Source organism: Undibacterium hunanense, from assembly GCF_014284335.1.
GTDB classification, from domain to species: Bacteria; Pseudomonadota; Gammaproteobacteria; order Burkholderiales; family Burkholderiaceae_D; genus Undibacterium; species Undibacterium hunanense.
In genome coordinates this window covers 167,109-187,945 of record NZ_JACOGF010000001.1, presented here as the reverse complement: position 1 = coordinate 187,945, position 20,837 = coordinate 167,109, and the positions used below count along the sequence as shown (strand labels likewise).

The window sequence follows — 20,837 nt, the reverse complement described above, 5'->3', positions numbered from 1 at the left end:
CTGGCTTAACAGAAGTCCCTGCTGCCTGCTGTCAGTTGCCCCAGCAGATGTGACATGTCGACCAGACGTTTGGCGACCAGGTGGCGGACTTCAGCTTCACATTGCCAGATACCATAGACGCCCAGCAACTGGGCGTTCAAGACTTCACGCCTTTGTTTTTCCACCAGTGAAGGCCAGATAATCACATTCACCGGACCAGTTTCATCTTCTATCGTGATGAACAGTACACCCTTGGCCGTACCGGGCCGCTGCCTGACTGTCACCAGCCCGCAGCCACGGGCAAACTGCCCCTGCTGGAAGGTATTAAGCATGTCTGCCGGCAGGAAACGCTTTTCCAGTAATTGCGGACGCAACAGGGCAACGGGATGACGTTGCAGGCTCAGGCCCATGGCATGGTAGTCACTACGGATTTCCTGCGCCTCGCTTGGTGCTTTCAGTACAGGTGTCTGTTCCTGTATGCTGGTCGGGCGCAGCAAATCCCGGTCCGGCAATGCACCGATGGCTTCCCACAAGGCCTGGCGCCGGTGGCCACTCAGGGCCAACAGGGCATTGCCCGCCGCCAGTACATGCAGATCGTGACGGTTCAGCCCGGCACGTCGGGCGAGATCCTGTACATCGGTAAAAGCCTGTTCCTTACGCGCTTGCTGTATGCGCAGGGCCGTACTTTCAGACATGCCCTGCAATAGGGAAAACCCCAGGCGAACGGCAGGCTGCAGGGTGCTGGTGTAGCGATTATGTGCCATTTCTTCCAGTGAAGAATCCCAGTTGCTATGTATCACATCGGCCGCCCTGACTTTGACGTCATGACGGCGCGCATCCTGTATCAGTTGTGATGGCGAATAAAAGCCCATGGGTTGCGAGTTCAATAATGAACACAGGAAGATGGCCGGCTCATGGCATTTGATCCAACTGCTGATATAGGCCAGTATGGCAAAGCTGGATGAATGACTTTCAGGAAAACCATATTCGCCAAAACCTTTCATCTGTTCAAAAATGGCTTCGGCAAAGGCTTTGTCGTATTTGTTTTTGACCATGGTGTTGACGATTCTGTCGTGATAGCCTTCCAGTCCGCCTTTGCGTTTCCATGCTGCCATGGCGCGTCGCAGGCCATCTGCTTCGCCAGCAGTAAAGTCGGCGGCCAGCATGGCAATCTGCATGACCTGTTCCTGGAAAATCGGTACACCCAGGGTTCTGCTCAGGGCGGCGCGCATGGCCGGATCTTTGTGTTCTTCTATGGCTTCCTTGCCCTGGCGGCGACGCAGGTAAGGATGGACCATGCCGCCCTGTATTGGCCCGGGCCGTACTATTGCCACCTGCACCACCAGGTCATAAAACTGACGTGGACGCAAGCGTGGCAGCATGCTCATCTGTGCCCGCGATTCAATCTGGAATACCCCGATGGTATCGGCCTTGCAGATCATGTCATAAGTGACGGAATCTTCCCGGGGGATGTCCTGCATGCTGGCCGGTTTGCCTGGGAAATTGCTCATCATATCCAGTGCCCGTTTCAGGGCTGACAGCATACCCAGCGCCAGAATATCCACTTTCAGCAGGCCCAGCGATTCCAGGTCATCCTTGTCCCACTGAATGACACTGCGGTTTTCCATGGCTGCATTTTCTATCGGGACCAGGCGTGACAGCTTGCCACGGGTAATCACAAAACCGCCGCTGTGCTGTGACAGGTGGCGCGGAAAGCCCAATAACTGCGTTGCCAGTGTTGCCCATTGCTGTGCGAGTACAGACTGGACATCCAGACCGCATTCGGCAAAGCGATTCAATAATTCCTGCTTGCTGTCAAACCAGCGATGCGATTTGGCCACTGCATCGACAATATCCAGATCAACCCCCAGCGCTTTACCTACTTCACGCAGAGCGCCACGGGGGCGGTAAGTATGCACCGCAGCGGCTAGCGCGGCGCGGTTTTTGCCATACTTGTTGTACACGTATTGCATGACTTCTTCGCGGCGCTGATGTTCGAAATCGACATCGATATCGGGTGGTTCATTTCTTTCCCGGGACAGGAAGCGGCCAAACAGCAGGGTATGTGTTTCCGGATTGACTTCGGTGATATGCAGGCAGTAGCAGACCACGGAATTGGCGGCAGAACCGCGCCCCTGACACAGAATTTCTTTGTCCCTGGCGAAATTGACGATGTCATACACGGTCAGGAAGTAAGCCTCATACGCCAGGTCATTGATAAGGTGTAATTCGGTTTCTATCTGGTCTGCCAGCCCTGATGGCAAGCCTTGCGGGTAACGCAGTTGCGCCCCCTTGTACACTGCCACACGCAGATAGGTGGCGGGTGTATGCCCTTTGGGAATCAGCTCATCCGGGTATTCATAGCGTAATTCACTCAGCGAGAAATTACAGGCATTGGCGATGTGGATGGTTTCTGCCAGTGCCTGTCGCGGGTAGATATTTGCCAGCCGCAAACGTGACCGCAAATGCTGCTCTGCATTCAGCGCCAGGGCGTAACCACATTCGGCTACTGGCTTGCCTGTGCGTATGGCCGTCATGGTGTCTTGCAAGGGCTTGCGTGAACGTACATGCATGCAGACCTGGCCAATCGCCACCACGGGCAGATTGCATTGATCGGCGGCCAGGTACACCTGTTCCTGCTGATAAGAATCGGCCATTTGCGTCAGCAGATTCAAGCCTATCCAGGCGCGCCCGGGAAAGGTGTGTGCCAGCCAGTTGGCCTGGCCGGCCAGGCTGGCAGGTTTAGCCGGATAGGCCGGTACCAGTATCAGCAGACAATCCGGCAGCGATGCCAGATGGCGCAATGCTGCGGGTGGGGTGGAGAAATCCTTCCTGGTCAGCAGGTAATTGCCTTTGCTGCTGCGGCCACGTGCCAGCGTGATCAATTCGCATAAATTGCCATAACCTTCACGGTTTTGTGCCAGGGCGATCAAATGCAGCCCGGTTTCTGTTGCCGGTGTTTCATCTGCGAGATTTTCGTTTGCTTCATCGCTGAGATTGAAATGGCTGCCTATAAGCAGTGGGAAGCCACTTTTCTTTGCTTCAGTATGTGCACGGGCCACGCCAGCCAGTGAGCATTCATCGGTAATGGCCAGGGCCTGATAATCCAGGCTGATGGCACGGGCTACCAGTTCTTCACCATGCGATGCACCTCGCAAAAAGCTGAAATTGGTCATGCAGAATAATTCGGCATAGGCAGGGAGCAGGCTGCTGGCTATCATGATCTTTACCCAAATACACCATGCAAAAACCAGACGGCATGGTCACTGTCCGGGTCCATCGCGCGTTCACGATAAATCCAGTAACGCACGGCTTTGGCATCTATGGCGACAAAATAATCACGTGCCTGTATCTGTTCATGCCACCAGCCCGCTTCTATGCGCTCGGCTGGTGAAATCAGTGACAGTTCTGATTCGTAATAAGGGCGGTGATTGCGGATTTCCAGGGGCAATGCTTTGGGCAGCAACCAGTCTGGTCGTAAATTGACTGCTGCATGCATACCGGCAACCGGGCCCGCATTGGATGCAGTGGTTTTTTTTATGGCCGCTTTCATGACTGGTTTCGTGACCGATTTTGTGACTGATTTTATGACTGATTTTGTGACTGACACCCAGGCATTGGCCACATCCGGCCTGTGGTCGGCTTGTGGCTGGGCTTTTAATACGGCGTTTTCACCCAGGCGTGCAACCAGCAATTCCAGCAATCGCTGATGGTCTTCCGCCTTGCCGCCTGGCTCGGGAAACAAAGCTTCACTCTGCAATTCGCGTGGGCTAGTCTGTTTGACCTCCAGTACGATGGCGATGACAGCGCTGTGCAGTTTCAACTGCGTCAGCCTCTCTTTGAACAAGCTGAGCAAATGCGCTTCCTGCCAGCAGGCTTGCCCCAGCTTCAGATCAAACAGGGTAGGGGGAATGGCCTGGCGTCCCCGTTCATGCAATAACTCCAGATGGATATGACTGACCGCAAGGTGCTGCACGGTCAGCCAGCCCAGCAACTGGGTCAGCAGGCTGCGGGCATACATCAGCAGGGCATCGGCCTGCTCGATACGGTCAGGCAATTCCACCCTGGCCTTGAATTCGGGTGGGGCGACATGCCATTGATGCAGTTCGGTTTGTTCGCCATAGGCCGCATCCAGTTCATGCAGGATGGCTTTGCCACAGCGTCTTTGCAGGCCAGGTCGTGGCAGTTGTCGCAAATCTTGCAGGCTGTGGCAGGCAATGCCCTGTAATAACTCCAGCGAATCTTGTGCTGCTGCCAGCAGGCCAACGGGCAGGCGGTCCAGATGACGGTCAAGTTTTTTACTGCCCAGCACATGCTTGCCCACACGTTTTTTCTGTGCTGCCAGCCTGGCAAAAAGCCATGCCGCCCTGGCTACGGGGGCAATACCCGTGTTTGCCGTCAGTCCCAGGGCCTGCATGGTGGCCTGAATACGCTTGCGCAAGGCACGGATGCCGCCAAACAAGCTCAGGCTGGCACTGATATCAATGAGAATGGTGTCGTCTTCTGCCAGCGCCACCTGGGGCGAATACTGTAGCAAAGCGGTGGCACTGGCCAGCAAATCCAGTTGCTCTTGCTGGGTGTCGCGTTGAAAGCAGCGAATATCAGGCAGCAGCATCTGCGCACCACCCGTGCGCATGCCCGTATACACGCCAGCCTGGCGCGCTGACTGCGAGACTGCACTAACCCGGCCCTGCTGAAGCACGGCACTGGGTATGCTTTCTTCGACGCCAGGCCAGTGTTTCACAAACACTTCAAGCTGGAGCATGGGCAGGTGTACGGCGAGCCAGAGTGGCGGACGTTGCACCAGCATGCCTGTCTGCCGTACTGTTTTCTTTGTTGGTATGGGCATGTGAATACAAATAATGATGGGCTGCTATACGCAGTGTCAGCGGACGATCACGCAGGCCGCCACGACGTTTGATCATTGCCAGTTCCAGTCCGCCGGCGACAGGCCGCAGGCTCAGCCGCAACGGAGCCGGTGATGGCAGTGGTGCCATCTGCAGGCTGCGCATCAGGCAAAAGAAGGTATCCGAACTTTGGGCTGCCAGATGCAGGCGACGCAGTGCTTCACTGCGTATCTGTGATTGCCAGAACAGCAGGGCACCGCAACTGCCATTGCGTAACACCTGTTCAGCTGCCCAGAGTGCATTTGACTGTTTGCTGCGCGTGATCCAGATCAACTGCGAGGTTTCTAAATGGGCACAGGATAATGCCAGTGCCTGCGGTGTATAGGGCGGTGTCAGCAAGACGATGGGGCGGCCCTGCAATTGATTCAGGGCTGGTTTTAATAAGCTCAGTTCAGCAATGCCGGCGGTGGGTAATAGAATTTCTGTCAATTGCCCCAAAGGCCAGCCGCCACCGGGCAATTCAAGACGCAATTCAGGAAAACCGGTATCCAGATAAGCACCATGACCACGCGCCAATTGTGAGGCACGCCACAATGCGGGATGTATACCTTCGGCAACAAGTGGGGAAATACTGGGCATGATAGATTATACTGTATAAATATACAGTATATGTAATTCTACCCAAAACTTCAAACACAAACTCGCTGCTTATTAATTCCTTATTACCCGCATTGCCCATGCTGCAGTTTTGTTATTACAACTTTCTGAGGCATATCATCAAACCAATGTCTTGATGACCAGGCCCAGGACAGCACATGCAGCGATGACATGGATCACATTGCGTTTGAAACGTAACAGGGCAATGGCGGCAGTGATAGCGATCAGGGCAGACATCCAGTCCATCTGGCCAGCAAATCCCTGTGGCCAGATGACGTGATAAGCAAAAAACAAGGCCAGATTCAAAATTACGCCCACTACGGCTGCCGTAATTGCCGTCAACGGGGCGGTGAAATTGATATCGCCATGGGTGGACTCCACCAGCGGCCCGCCAGCCAGGATAAACAGAAACGAAGGCAGGAAGGTGAACCAGGTCACCAGCGCGGCAGCGACTGCGCCTGCCAGAAAGAGCGAGTCTGGTCCGAACACAGCCTTCACATAACCACCAACAAATCCCACAAAGGCCACCACCATGATCAATGGCCCGGGTGTGGTTTCACCCAGTGCCAGGCCATCTATCATCTGCGTTGGTGTCAGCCAGCCATAGCCGCTGACGGCCCCCTGGTAGACATAAGGCAATACCGCATAGGCACCGCCAAACGTCATCAGAGCTGCCTTGGTAAAAAACCAGCCCATTTGCGTCAGTGTATGGCTCCATCCATAGTATGTCGTCAGTAAGCCCATGGGGATGGCCCACAATACCAGGCCCGTGATCAGCACCCATAACAAACGGCCCCAGGCAAACCGGGCATGAGCCGGTGTCGGTGTGTCGTCGTCAATCAGCGCCGGGCCATAGGAAGTGTTGGCATTGCCATGGCCTCCGCCGGTCTTGAATTTTTCCGGTACCAGTCTGCCACCTGCATAGCCAGTGATTGCCGCAAGTACGACAATGACAGGGAAAGGAATATCCAGAGCAAAAATTGCCATGAAAGCAGCGGCTGCAATGCCCCATAAATAACTGTTTTTAAGTGCGCGTGAACCGATGCGGTGTGCCGCCTGTACCACAATTGCCGTGACAGCCGGTTTGATGCCATAGAACAAACCGGCCACCAGGCTCAGGTCGCCATAGGCGATATAGATCCATGACAGAGCAATCAGTATCAGCAGGGAAGGTAATACAAACAGCGCACCGGCAGCAATGCCGCCACGGGTTTTATGCATCAGCCAGCCTATATAGGTAGCAAGCTGCTGTGCTTCTGGTCCAGGCAGGACCATACAGTAATTAAGGGCATGCAGAAAGCGCCGTTCTGAAATCCAGCGGCGGTTTTCCACCAGTTCCTGATGCATGATGGCAATTTGCCCAGCAGGGCCACCAAAGCTGATGAAGCCCAGCTTCAGCCAGAAAAGCAGTGCCTGTCCAAAGCTGACTGCAGTCGGTGGCGTAGCCTGTTTGAGAGTAGCTGGGTCAGATTGCGTCATAGTGGGTAGCGTCATTTTTCATGTTTTTGCCTGCCTGCAGATGAGCTCAGAAAACGACATCAGAATAAATACTGATTGCATATACAGTACTTTGTGTTAAAGTACGTTCATGGACGAACAATGCTGCGTAATGACCTGATTACTGTTCTTCTATCATTCGTAACCGACATGGAGATTAACTATTATGGCAAACCTTGAACAGTCTTTTGACACACGTTTCAGCCTGCAATTCGCCCCGACTTCTTTTCTGATGCGTCTGGGTCGTCGCGAAATATTCGTCTGCCGGGATTTCCGCCAGCGTTCTTACTATGTTAACCCCGTAATGGATTGCAGTACGGGTGTGCAGGCAGGCCATCTGGAAATTCTGTTGCTCCGCAAATGGCTGGTGATACTGTCAAAAGCAAACTGGTAATCGTATTTTTTGAGATGCATCCAGCCTGTTCAGTACTATTCTACTTAAAATGGATGTCAATGTGATGTCAGTTGTGATCAGACTGTTTGCATCAATTGCCAAGACCTGCATAGGACGCGGCTGATACCTGAAGCAGTGCTTTGCAGCCTGCTTGCTGCAAGCATGGGCCGGTCAATCAAGATGCCATCAACTCAACATACCCGATATCAATCCTGACGGAATTGAATAATCGCATTTTCAGACAAATCTGCGCAAGACGCCTGCATGTGCAGGTATATGCCAACTGCGACTGATTGCGACTGATTGTGACTGATTGCAACTGATGCTGCAAAGCCCGGCTTATCACTTATTTATCACAAGATAAGTGATGAATAAGTGATAAGCCGGGCTTTGTAATTTTGTCCCAAAAAAGCTTTACCCCAACTTTACCTCAACTGTATCTGCCTGCCTGTCATCCAGGCGTGCTCATGCCCCCGTCATCGCCGCAGGACAGCCATGCCAGCTGGAACCTGCCGGTATGAACTCACCTTTCATCACCAGTGTCAGTGCACCCAGGCTGGCATTGTCTGCCACCACCGCGCTGTACAGAACGGCACTGCGTGGCCCCATATACACACGTTCACCAATGCTGACATGATCAATTTTCATGACGCGGTCTTCAAACAAATGGGTTTGCGGACAGGCGAGAGCATTGATTTCGCTATAAGCACCAATGCTGACACAATCAAATTCGGTAATGTCGGTGGTATCCATATACACACCACGCCCGATTTTACAGCCCAGCAAATTGAATACCAGCGGCAGCCAGGGGGTGCCACGCAGATAACGCATGAAATTTGGTACCGCTATCCCTTCATACAGATTGGTAATGCCTTCCGATATCCAGACAAACGGTGTCCACATGGGTACGCTGCTCTTCTTGTAGCGGAAAATAAGCAACCATTTCAGCGCCAGTACAAAGGCAAAACTGCCGACACCATACAGCAGACCGGCAACCACCAGGTAATACAAGACTTCACTCCAGCGGTCATCGCCAGCCAAAGGCATCAAATCCAGAACGATGGTATAGCCGACGGCAATCACCATGGCATGTGGCGCAATGATACGGAACGCCTCAATCAGGCCACGGCCCAGGCGACGGATAATGGATGGGCGGAAGGTCAGGTTTTCGGGAAAGCCCCTGGTTTCCTCACGTGCCGGTAAATGGATTGCCGGCGAACCCAGCCAGGTGTCGCCTTCACGCATTTGCTGATTCGATGGTGCGCTGGTATGCACACCGATGAGTACATTTTCCGGCAGTATGGTGCCATCCGGTATATACGCACCATTACCGACAAAGCTGCGACGTGAAATGACGGTAGGGTGCATGCTCATCCAGCCACCGTCGATTTGCTCATCCCCCAGCAATACCGCATCGGCAATAAAGGTGTCATCCCCCAGCGTCAGCATATCGGGTACCACACCCAGTGCTGTTGAAATCTCGGCACCACGACCCACCTTGGCACCCAGCAGGCGATACCAGAACGGCGCATAGACTGTGGCATACACACCGTGCAAGACATTCAGGCTGGATTCCTGTATCTGGTTGACCAACCATTTACCGCAATAGGTATTGCCGTGCACGGGGTATTTACCTTCTTTCAAGGTCGGCAGGATACTCCAGCGTATACCGGCAGACAGCAGGGCAGTGCAGACGATCAGCACAGCGGTTGCCGGAAAGGCCAGCAAGAAATACTTCACCAACTGGAAAATCACGGAATTGCTTTGCAAGCCAGGGAATAATTCAGAATTATCAAACCAGTCTATCGTCACAAAGCTGGGGAAGACTGGCATGAAGAACAATGCACTGATCAATAAGGACCCAAATACAAAAAAGATCGTTTCGCCCATCAGGCGCAAGGCAGAAACTTGCGGCCTGGGCGGATAAATCTGCGGATCAAATGCCCCCACATCGCGTGCTGGCGAACCTTTCCAGATGCGCAAAGCCGGGATAATCTGGCCACTGCTCAGGGCCGATTGCGCTTCAAGATGGCCACCCGCTTCAATTTTGACATCGCCTTCCAGTACGGCATAAGAACCGACATAGGCTTCATCAGCCATGGCAATGCGTCCCAGCAAAAGCTCACCATGCTGGACACGGGCATTTTCAAAATTGCTGGCATTGCCGATGTTGCAGTGATCGCCTATCTGCAACAAATCAGGCGCACGCAAGGTGATTGAGCCTATTACTACATCCTTGCCTATTTTGGCCCCCAGAGCACGCAACCACCATGCATACAGGGATGAGCCGCTAAGCATGTAAGCTGGCGCTGCTTCCATGAGCCGGTCTGCCAGCCACCAGCGATAATAAGTCAATCCCCACAGCGGATACCGCCCGGCTTTAAGTCGACCGGCTATCAGCCATTTGCCGGCAATGGCAACTGCAAATTCGGCCAGCGTCAGCAACAGGAAGGCACCCACCGACAAGGCTACCGCCCTGGCGATGGAATCCTCAGGGTCACCAGTAAAGTAATGATAGGCAAAAAATGGTGCCAGCCATTGCACCATACGCATCGCCACCAGCCAGGGGATGGCGAAAGCCTGGCCCAGGCCACACAGCCAGCGCTTCCAGTCGGGGGCGTGGGTCCAGACCTGGCTGGTGCCAGATGTTGCTGCCGCAGTTGCCGCCATAGTCTGGGCCTGGCTGGAACTCTCCAGCGCAGCCAGCAGATTGCTGATGGTGCGATGCTGGTACACATCACTGATTCTGAAATACGCAAATTGTGGATGTTTGCGCAGCATCGAGACCAGCTTGGCCGCCATCAAGGAGTGGCCACCCAGATCAGTAAAAAAATCAGATGCGCGACGAATCGCCTGACCAGGGAACAGACTTGCCAGGGCAGGAAACAGGACTTCTTCCGCTGCGGTTTCGGCGATGTCAGAATCATGATTGGCAGCCAACTTCACCAGCTCAAGTTTTTTCAGGGTATTACGGTCAATTTTGCCCGAGGTCAGCCTGGGCATTTCAGGCAGATATTCAAACCGGGCCGGTACCATGTACACGGGCAAGGCCTTAGCCAACGTGGCACGCAACTCGGCTGCGTGGCGTGCAAGCGCTTCTGCACCGGCATCAGCCGCCAATTGATCGTTGACGATAAAGGCAACGATCTGGTCTATCTCATCTTCTTTGCGCAGCACCACGGCCACCGCACCCACACCAGCCTGCCTGGCGAGCACAGATTCAATCTCGCCCAGCTCAACCCGAAAGCCACGGATTTTTACCTGATCATCCGCCCGCCCCAGACACTGGACCGTGCCATCCGCATTAAAACAGGCCAGATCACCGGTGCGATACAGCCTTTCTTCATGTGGGTGGCTGGCCCAGGGGTTGGGCAGAAATTTTTCTGCCGTCAGATCAGGCCGCCCCAGATAGCCTATCGCTACACCTGGGCCAGAAATGCAAAGCTCGCCAGTTTCACCCGCAGGCAACAGACGCAGGCCATTTTCCACATCAGTAGCAATTACCAGTAAAGAATAATTCGGCAAAGGCTTGCCGATATTCACCACCTGATCTGCCTGCAGCCTGGCCAGACTGGCCGAGACACTGGCTTCTGTCGGACCATAAGTATTGAACATCTGCCGCCCTGGCCGTGACCAGCGTTTGACCAAGACCTCGGGACACATCTCGCCACCCAGATTGATCAGACGCAGGCTATCAACTTCATGTGTGAACAGGGCAAGCAGGGTAGGGACCGCATGCAAGACTGTAATATGATTTGTATTCAGTGCCAGCGGCAAGGCATCGGGGTCAGCCGTAATTTCTTTGGGCGCCAGCCATAAGGTCGCCCCCACCAGATAACTGATCCAGATTTCTTCAAAGGACATATCAAATGCCAATGAAAACCCCTGATACACACGGTCATCATTGCGTATGCCCAGCACATGGTTTTCACTGCGCAGAAAGTGGCAGATACTGCCCTGATTAACCAGTATGCCCTTGGGCTTGCCCGTGGAGCCAGAGGTGTAAATCACATAGGCCGGATCCGTGCCTTTGACCGGACCACGTTTCAAAAGGCTGGCATCGGTCGATGTCAGCAGGTCTTCCGCCAGCCAGGTAGTAAGGGAAAGGGTATTCAGCGCATCAGCAAATGCCTGGCAACTGACGATGCCAAAGGCATTGGCATCCTGCAGGCAGACTGTAATACGATCAATTGGAGTGTCTGCATCAAAAGGCAGCCATGCCGCCCCCGATTTTGCAATAGCGGCCTGCATGACCAGCAGATTAATGCCTCGCGTCAGCCACAGCCCGACTATATGCCCCGGGCGCACACCCGCAGCAATTAAAACAGAAGCGACACGATCAGCATGTTCGTTTAACTGGCGATAACTGAGACTTTGCTCACCTGCAATAAGTGCCGTCTTGTCTGGAAATGCCGCCGCACTTGCTTCCAACAGATCTGCCAGCACTTCATCACGCAAAAAATCAGGTCTTTGCTCACCATACAAAATTTCAGGGTTTGCTATTGTGCTGCTAAACGAATGCATAAAAAATTCAAAAGAGAAAGGTCACTTAATATAGGCTAAATTTTGGGTGTTTACGCCAAATACTTTCTCGTGTTGAGAAATTGCAACTAAGATGCTGATTTTAACATTTTGATACACCAACACGGTGATTTTAAGGGGTAGGAAAACGCTGATATTTGTGCACGATAAAATCGTGGTCAGCATGAATGAAATATTTTTTTTGCTGCGGTGCGGTAAAGTCGATTTTTAACTATCGATATTGATTTACATATGCTGATCGATGAAATGTCCGACATCTTTTAGGCAGTTGCAAGGATGCTCGCAAACACTAATGAAGGTAATCTTGAAAAATTACGAACGATATAGATTGATACTGGCTATCGTTATTTCACCGAGCGTACCAATACTGACATTGGCTACTTTGAGTTGGCAGCGTAGCGGAAGTGTCGCATGGTTTCCCGTACTGCTTGTGTTGGGATATGCATGTTTTTCTTGCTGGGTCTTCCCATTGCGGGAATATTGATCAAGAAAAAAACCTTGTTGAGAGCCATGCTGGGCGGTGCATGTGCTGCTATCGCCCCCATATTTTTGCTGGACTTGTTATCACTATTTTCAGCAGGGGATATCTCTCTTTATGCGCTGTTATTCATAACAGGCAGCATTGGCGGCGCACTTTTTTGGTTGATTGCGTTCTTCAATATGCATAGTAGCAATCGCGACAGCATTGACATGCAAGAGGACAAATAGCTAAGGCCTGATCGATAAGACACTATCTTGCATATACAGAATACCCTGTCCGGAAAATTGATCACCAGCCCCAAATCATCCGCAATTCAGACTGGTTTATGCTCGCCATTTCCCGCATGCACGCGATTTCGTCCATGTGATTTGGCATAGTAGAGTGCCTTGTCTGCCGCTTCGATCAGCTCAATAGCGTGATTATTTTCCCGGACTGGTACAAAGGCGTCTATGCCTGCGCTGATAGTGACCACGCCCGCAGAATTGCCAGTGTGTTTGAGCTCAAGTTGGTAAATGGCCTGACGGATGTTTTCAGCTACTTTCATGGCGCCTGTCACATCGGTGCCGGGCAGCAGGATGACCAGTTCTTCACCGCCATAACGAGCACTAAGATCGCCGGGGCGGTGCTTGCCGGCGGCAACCACCTTGCTGATTTCACGCAGGCATTCATCACCGGCGGCATGGCCATAGATGTCGTTGTATTGCTTGAAGCAATCTACGTCTATCATGATCAACGCCAGTGAACTGGCATTACGCATTGCCCGGCTGAACTCATCTTTTAATGCAATATCAAACTGACGTCGATTCGCAAGGCCGGTCAGGCCATCCTGCATCGCCAGTTTTTCCAAAGTCCGGTTCAAATTTTCCAGTGAGTGCCGCGCCTTGAGTAGTTCAGCTTCGGCCTGCACACGAAGATTGATTTGCCTGATCAGCCGTGATCCGATCAAGGCCAGGCCCAATGCAAGGCAACCGACACCTATGGCATGCACGATGGCATCTGATTTCCATTCTTTCAGAACTTCATCTCTGGACAGTGCAGCCGACACTACCAGTGGATAGAGATCCAGTTGCCGGTAGCTATTGATTCTGACGATACCATCCTGGCCGGACGTAAAGGTTTGTGTCCCCACTTTGGCATTGGGAAGATAGTCACGAAACAAGGGGAATTGCCCAATATTCCTGCCTAGGGATTTTTCTTCAAAAGGACGCCTCAGCAGGATGGTGCCATCTGTCAGTGCAACAAAAATCGCCCCGGTTTCACCGATATCAAATTGTTCGTAAAAGGTCTTGAAATAGCTCATATTGATGGTTGCCAAAACAACGCCGGCGAAGCTGCCATCACTATTGTTAAAGCGCCTGCTCACAGTGATTATCCATTCACCAGTGGACTTGCTTTTGATCGGTGGGCCTATGTGCACACCTCGATTTGTGTGTTCGCGATGGTAGATGAAATATTCACGATCTGAATTATTGGCATTCTTGTTCAGCGTCGCCTGTGAATTGGCTATCCAGCGACCATCCTGATCGTATACAAACAGGCCATGCAGTTGCGGTAATTCCTGAACCCGCTTGACCAGCAAGGAATGAAGGCGCTCAAGATTGGGTTCCGTGACACCATCCACCTCCAGCCTTTCCACCAATCCCACCAGGACGGTATCGGCCCCTTTGATCGTATCGTAAGCATGCTGCCCTATGGAACGTGCCAGATTCGAGGTGGCCCTCTCGGTTTCCGCCAGTTGCACCTCGCGTGCCCGCCAAGTTACCCAGCCCTGGACCAGAATTAAAGAAGCACACACCAGTATCACAAATCCGGTTGCCAGCGCAGTAACAGGGAATTTTCTGGGGGCAGGGTCAGGAAGGCCAGTATTGATGGCAGTCATAGTCGTCATGAAGTGAACCCTCCATCCGTTGATGAAAAGCAGGAACGCGGGAAAGTATATTGCATCAAGGAAAGTGCAAAGATACCAATAATTATAGGATATATTGGTAAAAAAATATCGGCTTATTGATGTGTTGGTAGGAAATATTTCCTGCAGGCATCGAGGATGCTGATGTTTTCTTTATGAGAGGTGAGGTCATGGTTATGGTGTCCCCTTTTGATGTTGATTTACCGATTGATATGAAGACCTGGATGTTTGACTAAATGTAGAAATGCAAATACGGTAAAGTCGAATAGTCAGGTAGCAGGCATTTAGAGTGAGTGTGGCGACCGTCTGTCTATGCCAGGTTTTGAAGATAGGTAATGCACAAATTCATGCTTAATGTGTAATTTTGTTTGCTGGAATGTAAAATTATGTTACTCTAGTGACCTGCCTAAATTTCTTGCATGTTTCCTGAATCGAAGTAGAGTTCACGCCATTTCAGGTCTGTGTCGAATCCCTTCCGTAATGAACATGTGCATAAAATTTGCACCACATTTCCACATTAGCCAAGACTAAAAATACAAGTGAACGGATTATTTCATCAGCCGGGAAGGCGATCTATTCGACCTTCCTCAGCGGGCTTTACATTGCTCGAATTATTGGTCGTGGTTGTTATTATTGGTTTGCTGGCGTCTTACGTCGGGCCAAAGTACTTCTCACAGATCGGCAAATCTGAAGTTGCTGTCGCCAAAGCACAGATAACAGCTTTTGAGAAAGCCCTCGACACGTACCGAATTGATGTAGGTCGTTTTCCGACTACGGAAGAGGGCATGGCTGCGTTATTGGAAAATCCTGGATCAAATCCAAAATGGAATGGCCCCTATCTCAAAAAAGCCATTCCTTTGGACCCATGGGGGCGACCATATCACTACCAGTCACCAGCAAAAGACAAAGACTTTGAAGTCAGTTCTTACGGTAAGGATGGGCTGGCAGGTGGTACTGGTGATGACGCCGATATCAGTAATTAAGTGCTTTGAGCGCACAGTTCTTGAAAATTAAATGGTATGCGCTACAAAGTAAGGGCAGTGACGCCGGATCAGCGAATTGTCGAGCAGTTGCTGGATGCCAGCGATGAAAACGATGCGCGCCATCAAATCAGGGCGCGTGGCTGGGCCATATCGTCAATTCAGCAAGCCAGTACACTGTCTTTCGGTGGTTTGTACCGTAAAGGTGCTGGCCAGGGCAAATTTTCCCTGCTTTTATTTAGTCAGGAATTGCTTGCGCTGCTTAATGCTGGCTTGACCATTGTAGAGTCACTTGAGGCCTTGCTGGAAAAAGAAAATAATCAGGATATACGCGCCGTTTTATCAAAAGTATTCTCAGGGCTGCAAGAGGGAAAGCGGTTTTCCCAAGTTTTGCTAGAGCAACAAGATTACTTCAATCCCTTGTTCGTTGGCATCGTTCAGGCATCTGAACGCACCAGCAGCCTGGCTCCATCATTGTCCCGCTTCATCGAATATCAGCAACGCATTGATGTTGTTCGCAACAAGATCATCAGCGCCATGATTTATCCCTGCATACTGTTTGCGGTAGGTTCGGGCGTTACTTTTTTTCTGCTTGGATATGTTGTGCCGCGTTTTGCTGAAGTATATCGGGGCACTGGCCGGGAACTGCCCTGGTCATCCCAACTGCTACTGGACTGGGGAAATTTTGTCGCCAGCCATGGTGCGGCTATCAGTATCCTTAGCCTGGTATGCGTTTCAATGCTCATCTACTTGTTTGCGCGTGTGTGGAAAAGTGGCGGCGCAATGGGAATCATCAGCAAATTACCGGGGTTTGGTGAATCTATCCGGATCTACACCCTGTCTCGCCTGTATATGACTTTGGGCATGCTGCTGGATGGCGGTATACCCATAGTTGCGGCATTGGCAACAACCGAAACCATGTTGAACGCAGATATGCGGCCAGCATTGCAGCAAGCCAGTGCGGCCATAGCGTCTGGCGAGATGTTGTCTGATGCATTTGAACGCCATCAGTTGACCACTCCGATTTCACAGCGGCTTTTGCGTGTCGGTGAAAGAACTGGCGAATTGGGAAAGATGCTGACTCAGTCTGCCAATTTTTATGAAGGTGAAATCAGTCGCTGGATAGATCGCTTCATCCGCAGTTTTGAGCCGCTCTTGATGGCGGTGATAGGCATTGTCGTTGGCGTCATTGTCGTGCTGTTGTATATGCCCATATTTAATCTCGCGGATGGTTTTTCATGAGTACTGTCACCACCATTCACGGCATGGCAAAGATAAGCAATACCATGTTGCAAGAAGCACGCGATTTTGCATCTGCGCATCAGGTTTCCTTATGGGATGCATTAATACAGATAAGCCATCTTGAACCAAGACATTTATTGGTGGCTGTGGCAACTTTATTTGATATGCGTATAGCTGAAACCGCCGATATGTTGGCGTGCGAACCTGCATTCGATTTGTTGCCATTGAACCGTGCGATGCAAAAACAATGCGTAATTTTGCGCGATGCGAACAAAAAACTGCTGGGCATTATTTCAGACGCATTTGATCCCGATGCCCAGGTTTTTCTGAACTCTGCCGCAAAGTCTGAAATACAGTTTTGCCTTGCCTTGAACTCAGATATACAAGCCTATCTGTCCAGGCAGGAAGAGTCGGCAAAAACGACAGATGGCCTTGTAAGCTCAACATCGCACGAAAAGCGTGAAAGCAAAGCAGCCACCAAGCTTTCATATGGCTCTATAAGCGAGGCAACCAGCCCCGCAGTCAAGTTGGTCAATGCCACCTTATACGATGCACTGAAAGCCGGGGCATCAGACGTGCATCTGGAAAGTACGCCGCAAGGACTGGCCGTCAAATACCGCATTGATGGTGTGTTGGATCACATCACATCAACGACAGGTATTTCTGATGCCGAACAAGTTATTTCAAGATTGAAAGTATTGGCAGAGCTTGATATTTCAGAGCGTCGTGTGCCACAAGACGGTAGTTTCTGCATTGAAGTGAATGACAGGGAAATTGATTTGCGTCTTTCCATTATGCCCAGCATTCATGGTGAAGATGCGGTAATCCGTATTCTCGACAAACAAGCCATGGTTGAATCATATGGCGCATTAAGTCTTGAAGCATTGGGGTTTGATGAACCTTCGTTGGTCACCTTGCGTATGCTGACCGAAGAAGCATATGGAATGTTATTGGTCACCGGCCCCACAGGCTCAGGAAAAACAACAACCCTGTATGCCGCCTTGTCTGAAATACATAACGGACGGGAAAAAATAATTACGATTGAAGACCCGGTTGAATATCAGTTGCCGGGCATTTTGCAAATACCCGTCAATGAAAAAAAAGGGCTGACCTTTGCCAAAGGCCTGCGTTCAATTTTGCGCCATGATCCCGACAAAATCATGGTCGGTGAAATTCGCGACCAGGAAACGGCTGAAATTGCCGTGCAATCAGCTTTGACGGGCCATCTGGTGTTAACTACCGTGCATGCCAACAATGTTTTTGACGTTTTTGGCCGTTTTTCGCACATGGGTATAGACCCGTATGCCTTTGTTTCTGCCTTGAACGGCATCTGGGCGCAGCGTCTGGTGCGTATCAATTGCCCTCATTGCTCCGTAACAGTACCTGCGGATGAAAACATGCTCAAGCGCGTCAATCTTACGCTCGATGAAGTACAGGATTTTCATTTTAGAAAAGGCAGCGGTTGTGGTGATTGCAGAGGGACAGGTTACAAAGGGCGTCGCGCGATTGCCGAGATACTGACATTAACTGATGAAATTCGGGAAATGATTATCGAAAAGCGTCCCATCAGGCAAATCAAGGATGCCGCCCGGCGCAATGGCACCACGACACTGCGCGAGGCTGCCCTGGCTATGGTGCAACGTGGTGAAACCACGCTGGAAGAAATCAAAAGGATTACGCTGCATGCTTAAATTTTTTGCGTCTTCCATCAGTGTGTATATCCATGCCGGATATTTGAAACTGGCATACAAACCTGGGGCATGGCATCGCTCAAAAAAACAAACGCTACTGCACCAGCATCAATATGCGTCAGGCGCAAATGCCCAGATCAATCTGGCAAACATGTCTGAAGCTTGGGGAAAAGCTTTTAATGGCATGCCCAAAAAATCAGCTTTCTTGCACTTGACAATAGCTGATGAATTGCTGAAGTATTTTATTGTACTGCCACCAGCGAATGCAAAATCTTTGCAAGACTATATGGCTGTTGCGAATATGCGTTTTGAGACTTTATTTGGATTGCCGGGCGATGACTGGCAGATGAATGCCGATTGGCAGCTTGCATCGCCATCGCTGGTTTGTGCCATCCCCAAAGCCTTGCAAATCGCCATTTCAGATTCTGCCAGAATACATCGTCAACATGTATTGAGCCTGCAGCCACGTTTTGTACGTATCTGGAATGACTGCAGGGCTCAACTGCTGGCAGGGGATTGGTTTGCTACCATTTTTGATCAGAATGTAGTGCTTGCCATGATCAATGAAGGCAGGCTGCAGGCCATCAAGGTGCTGACCCTGCCATTGGATAATGCACAAGACTGGATGTGCGCGCAGATACAGCGCGAGTCCATCTCGCATCAATTGCCAATGCCTGGGCAGCTTAAATTGGCTGGAGACATACCCTCAAACTGGAAGTGTGTCGATAGTTCGATATCGAAAACCTGGCCAATCGCGACTCTCGTTTTGCCAAAAACGGAGATAAGTCCCTTGAAGGTGAAAGAGCCGGCTCATTTGCAGGCGAGAGCAGCATCATGAAAATGTTGCAAATTGATTTCGCGCCTAACTCACTGGTAAGGCGTTTGTATAACACGACGCTGACGAGTTTTTTGTTAGCGCTGCTGGTGCTGTCAATGGGGAGCGTCCTCGCGTGGCGCTCCATGCAACTACTGCAAAGGCAGCGGGATACAGAAGTTAAAGTGCAGACCACGCAAGCCGAAATAGCAAAGCTGCAAGCTGGCAAGAAAAAGCAGGTAGTGATGAAACTACCCGTTGATAAAACCAATGCGGTCAATCAGGCTATTGGACAATTGAATACACCATGGACCAATTTACTTGATGCGCTGGAAAAAGCGACCACTGATAAAGCGGCTTTGCTGCAAGTAACTCCAGACATGAAAAAGTCATTGATGAAAGGCATTGCCGAGTCCAAGAGCACTGAAGACATGATTGCCTATATTGAAGTATTAAAACGACAGGCTTTTTTTTCTTCGATTGTTCTGGAAAAACATGAGATCAATGAACAAGATCCAAGTAAACCAATCCGCTTTCAATTTGAAGCGCAGTGGCAATCAGAGGTAAAGCAATGACCTCTGCCCAGATCAATCAAGTGAACAAACCGGCGCCGCCGGTAAGCTTGCTGGTACAAGTCGCCTTGCGCGCCATCGGCGTGGCGAACTTGTTTCTGCTCTTGATGCTTGTCGCGATTATTGTTGCCTGGTGTTGGGGCATACCTTACACCCAAAAGCAAGTTTTTCGACTTGAAGAGCGGGCGACAGAACTGAAAGAAAAAAAGCAACTACTACAGCTCGATCTGAAGCAGATTGTCAGTGATGAAAATACAGTTCGCCTGAATATATTTTATGAACATCTGGGTGAAAAAAAATATGTTGAGCAGCAGCTAAAGACAGTATTTTTTCTGGCGACAGAATCAGGTATCGCAATTAAGACAGGTGAATATCAACTGTCAAAAAATAATGCGGGTCAATATTTTACCTATCGCATACAGTTGCCCGTAAAGGGAAGCTATACACAATTGCGTAAATTTGTTGAACAAGTGCTGCTTACGATCCCGTTTGCGTCATTGGATGAAATTTCATTCAAACGTGAAACGATAAATGGAGCAGTCATTGATTCTAAAATCGTCTTCACCTTATTTGTTACTGACGAACCTGCATCTTCATCAGGAAATATCGAATGAAGTTAAGAAAAATCTTACTTGGAATCGGCTTGCTCATAGGAGTCTGGTTTGCTTTTTTTGCAGACAGGACACCCGAAAATGACATCGTTGACGCTGCAACTCCTGCAAAAACCGTAAAGCAAGAAGCAAAAAAGTCAGGTAATGAAGTCTTGCCCGGCAAGCCTGCGTACAGTCAGGTCGTGAATCAATCTGGTGTCAAAGCAGAAAAAAAACCTGGGCCTGATATTGGCAGCATCATTGACAGAAAATCCTTGATTTCTGGTGACTATAAAGCCAGTGACAGTTTTTTTTCAGCGCAGTCGTGGGTGCCACCTCCACCGCCGGTGGCCAAGGCACCACCACCTCCACCGCCAAGTGCGCCTCCCATGCCGTTTCGTTATATAGGTAAAAGAGTGGAAGAAGGGGTGACAGAAGTTTACCTCTCTTACGGTGAAAAAACTTATATCGTTCAAGAGCAAAGCGTTCTGGAAGGCAGCTATAGAGTGGATGTTATCAAGCCACCCGTCATGACCCTGACTTACTTGCCCCTGAATCAGGTACAAACCATACAAATTGGTAACGTTGATTAACGTAGCCACAAGCAAACTGATTACTTATGATTTCATACTCCAGTTCTTCCTT

General features: G+C 50.7%; 15 protein-coding genes. 9 read left to right on the top strand and 6 right to left on the bottom strand.

What is annotated here, in order from left to right; translation table 11 throughout:
- Positions 1-5: 5 nt before the first annotated feature.
- The 4 genes from H8L32_RS00800 to chrA all read right to left on the bottom strand — a co-directional run bounded on the left by H8L32_RS00800 (position 6) and on the right by chrA (position 6,977).
- Positions 6-3,200: an error-prone DNA polymerase gene (locus H8L32_RS00800; protein ID WP_186945263.1), complete on the bottom strand. Its 3,195-nt coding sequence runs from the start codon at positions 3,198-3,200 to the stop codon at positions 6-8.
- Between the two features lie 5 nt (positions 3,201-3,205).
- The gene (locus tag H8L32_RS00795; protein WP_230412010.1) at positions 3,206-4,789 is read right to left on the bottom strand and encodes a Y-family DNA polymerase; all 1,584 of its coding nucleotides are present in this window, start codon (positions 4,787-4,789) and stop codon (positions 3,206-3,208) included.
- Positions 4,731-5,465: a translesion DNA synthesis-associated protein ImuA gene (gene imuA, locus H8L32_RS00790; protein ID WP_186945262.1), complete on the bottom strand. Its 735-nt coding sequence runs from the start codon at positions 5,463-5,465 to the stop codon at positions 4,731-4,733. The genes H8L32_RS00795 and imuA overlap by 59 nt, the downstream gene beginning before the upstream one ends.
- A gap of 138 nt (positions 5,466-5,603) precedes the next feature.
- Entirely contained in the window at positions 5,604-6,977 is a 1,374-nt protein-coding gene (gene chrA / locus H8L32_RS00785) for a chromate efflux transporter (protein WP_408058783.1), read from the bottom strand.
- Between the two features lie 169 nt (positions 6,978-7,146).
- Here chrA and H8L32_RS00780 point away from each other — a divergent pair, with 169 nt between their 5' ends.
- Positions 7,147-7,374 (top strand): hypothetical protein, encoded by a 228-nt coding sequence (locus H8L32_RS00780; protein ID WP_186945261.1) that lies wholly within the window; start codon positions 7,147-7,149, stop codon positions 7,372-7,374.
- A 465-nt stretch (positions 7,375-7,839) separates the two neighbouring features.
- On the opposite strand, the gene H8L32_RS00775 is transcribed toward H8L32_RS00780, so the two are convergent.
- The gene (locus tag H8L32_RS00775) at positions 7,840-11,898 is read right to left on the bottom strand and encodes a Pls/PosA family non-ribosomal peptide synthetase (RefSeq protein WP_186945260.1); all 4,059 of its coding nucleotides are present in this window, start codon (positions 11,896-11,898) and stop codon (positions 7,840-7,842) included.
- A gap of 429 nt (positions 11,899-12,327) precedes the next feature.
- On the opposite strand from H8L32_RS00775, the gene H8L32_RS00770 reads away from it, so the two are divergent.
- Positions 12,328-12,624 carry a hypothetical protein gene (locus tag H8L32_RS00770; RefSeq protein ID WP_222619117.1) on the top strand — a complete coding sequence of 99 codons (297 nt, stop codon included), beginning with the start codon at positions 12,328-12,330 and terminating at the stop codon, positions 12,622-12,624.
- A gap of 86 nt (positions 12,625-12,710) precedes the next feature.
- Here the strand turns inward: H8L32_RS00770 and H8L32_RS00765 are convergent, their stop codons facing one another.
- Positions 12,711-14,285, bottom strand: a complete 1,575-nt coding sequence (locus H8L32_RS00765; RefSeq protein ID WP_329605145.1) for a sensor domain-containing diguanylate cyclase — start codon at positions 14,283-14,285, stop codon at positions 12,711-12,713.
- A 557-nt stretch (positions 14,286-14,842) separates the two neighbouring features.
- Here H8L32_RS00765 and gspG point away from each other — a divergent pair.
- The 7 genes from gspG to H8L32_RS00730 are packed head-to-tail and all read left to right on the top strand — an operon-like array spanning position 14,843 to position 20,785.
- On the top strand, positions 14,843-15,286 hold the full coding sequence (gene gspG / locus H8L32_RS00760; RefSeq protein WP_329605144.1) for a type II secretion system major pseudopilin GspG: 444 nt from the start codon (positions 14,843-14,845) through the stop codon (positions 15,284-15,286).
- A 36-nt stretch (positions 15,287-15,322) separates the two neighbouring features.
- Positions 15,323-16,525, top strand: a complete 1,203-nt coding sequence (locus tag H8L32_RS00755; RefSeq protein ID WP_186945258.1) for a type II secretion system F family protein — start codon at positions 15,323-15,325, stop codon at positions 16,523-16,525.
- Positions 16,522-18,216 carry a GspE/PulE family protein gene (locus H8L32_RS00750; RefSeq protein ID WP_408058782.1) on the top strand — a complete coding sequence of 565 codons (1,695 nt, stop codon included), beginning with the start codon at positions 16,522-16,524 and terminating at the stop codon, positions 18,214-18,216. Before H8L32_RS00755 ends, H8L32_RS00750 begins: the two co-directional genes overlap by 4 nt.
- The gene (locus tag H8L32_RS00745; protein ID WP_186945257.1) at positions 18,209-19,054 is read left to right on the top strand and encodes a hypothetical protein; all 846 of its coding nucleotides are present in this window, start codon (positions 18,209-18,211) and stop codon (positions 19,052-19,054) included. The genes H8L32_RS00750 and H8L32_RS00745 overlap by 8 nt, the downstream gene beginning before the upstream one ends.
- On the top strand, positions 19,051-19,605 hold the full coding sequence (locus H8L32_RS00740; RefSeq protein WP_186945256.1) for a hypothetical protein: 555 nt from the start codon (positions 19,051-19,053) through the stop codon (positions 19,603-19,605). Before H8L32_RS00745 ends, H8L32_RS00740 begins: the two co-directional genes overlap by 4 nt.
- Positions 19,602-20,216: a type 4a pilus biogenesis protein PilO gene (pilO, locus tag H8L32_RS00735; protein WP_186945255.1), complete on the top strand. Its 615-nt coding sequence runs from the start codon at positions 19,602-19,604 to the stop codon at positions 20,214-20,216. Before H8L32_RS00740 ends, pilO begins: the two co-directional genes overlap by 4 nt.
- A complete protein-coding gene (locus H8L32_RS00730) occupies positions 20,213-20,785 on the top strand; it encodes a hypothetical protein (protein ID WP_186945254.1) in 573 nt (190 codons plus the stop codon). Before pilO ends, H8L32_RS00730 begins: the two co-directional genes overlap by 4 nt.
- Positions 20,786-20,837 lie beyond the last annotated feature (52 nt).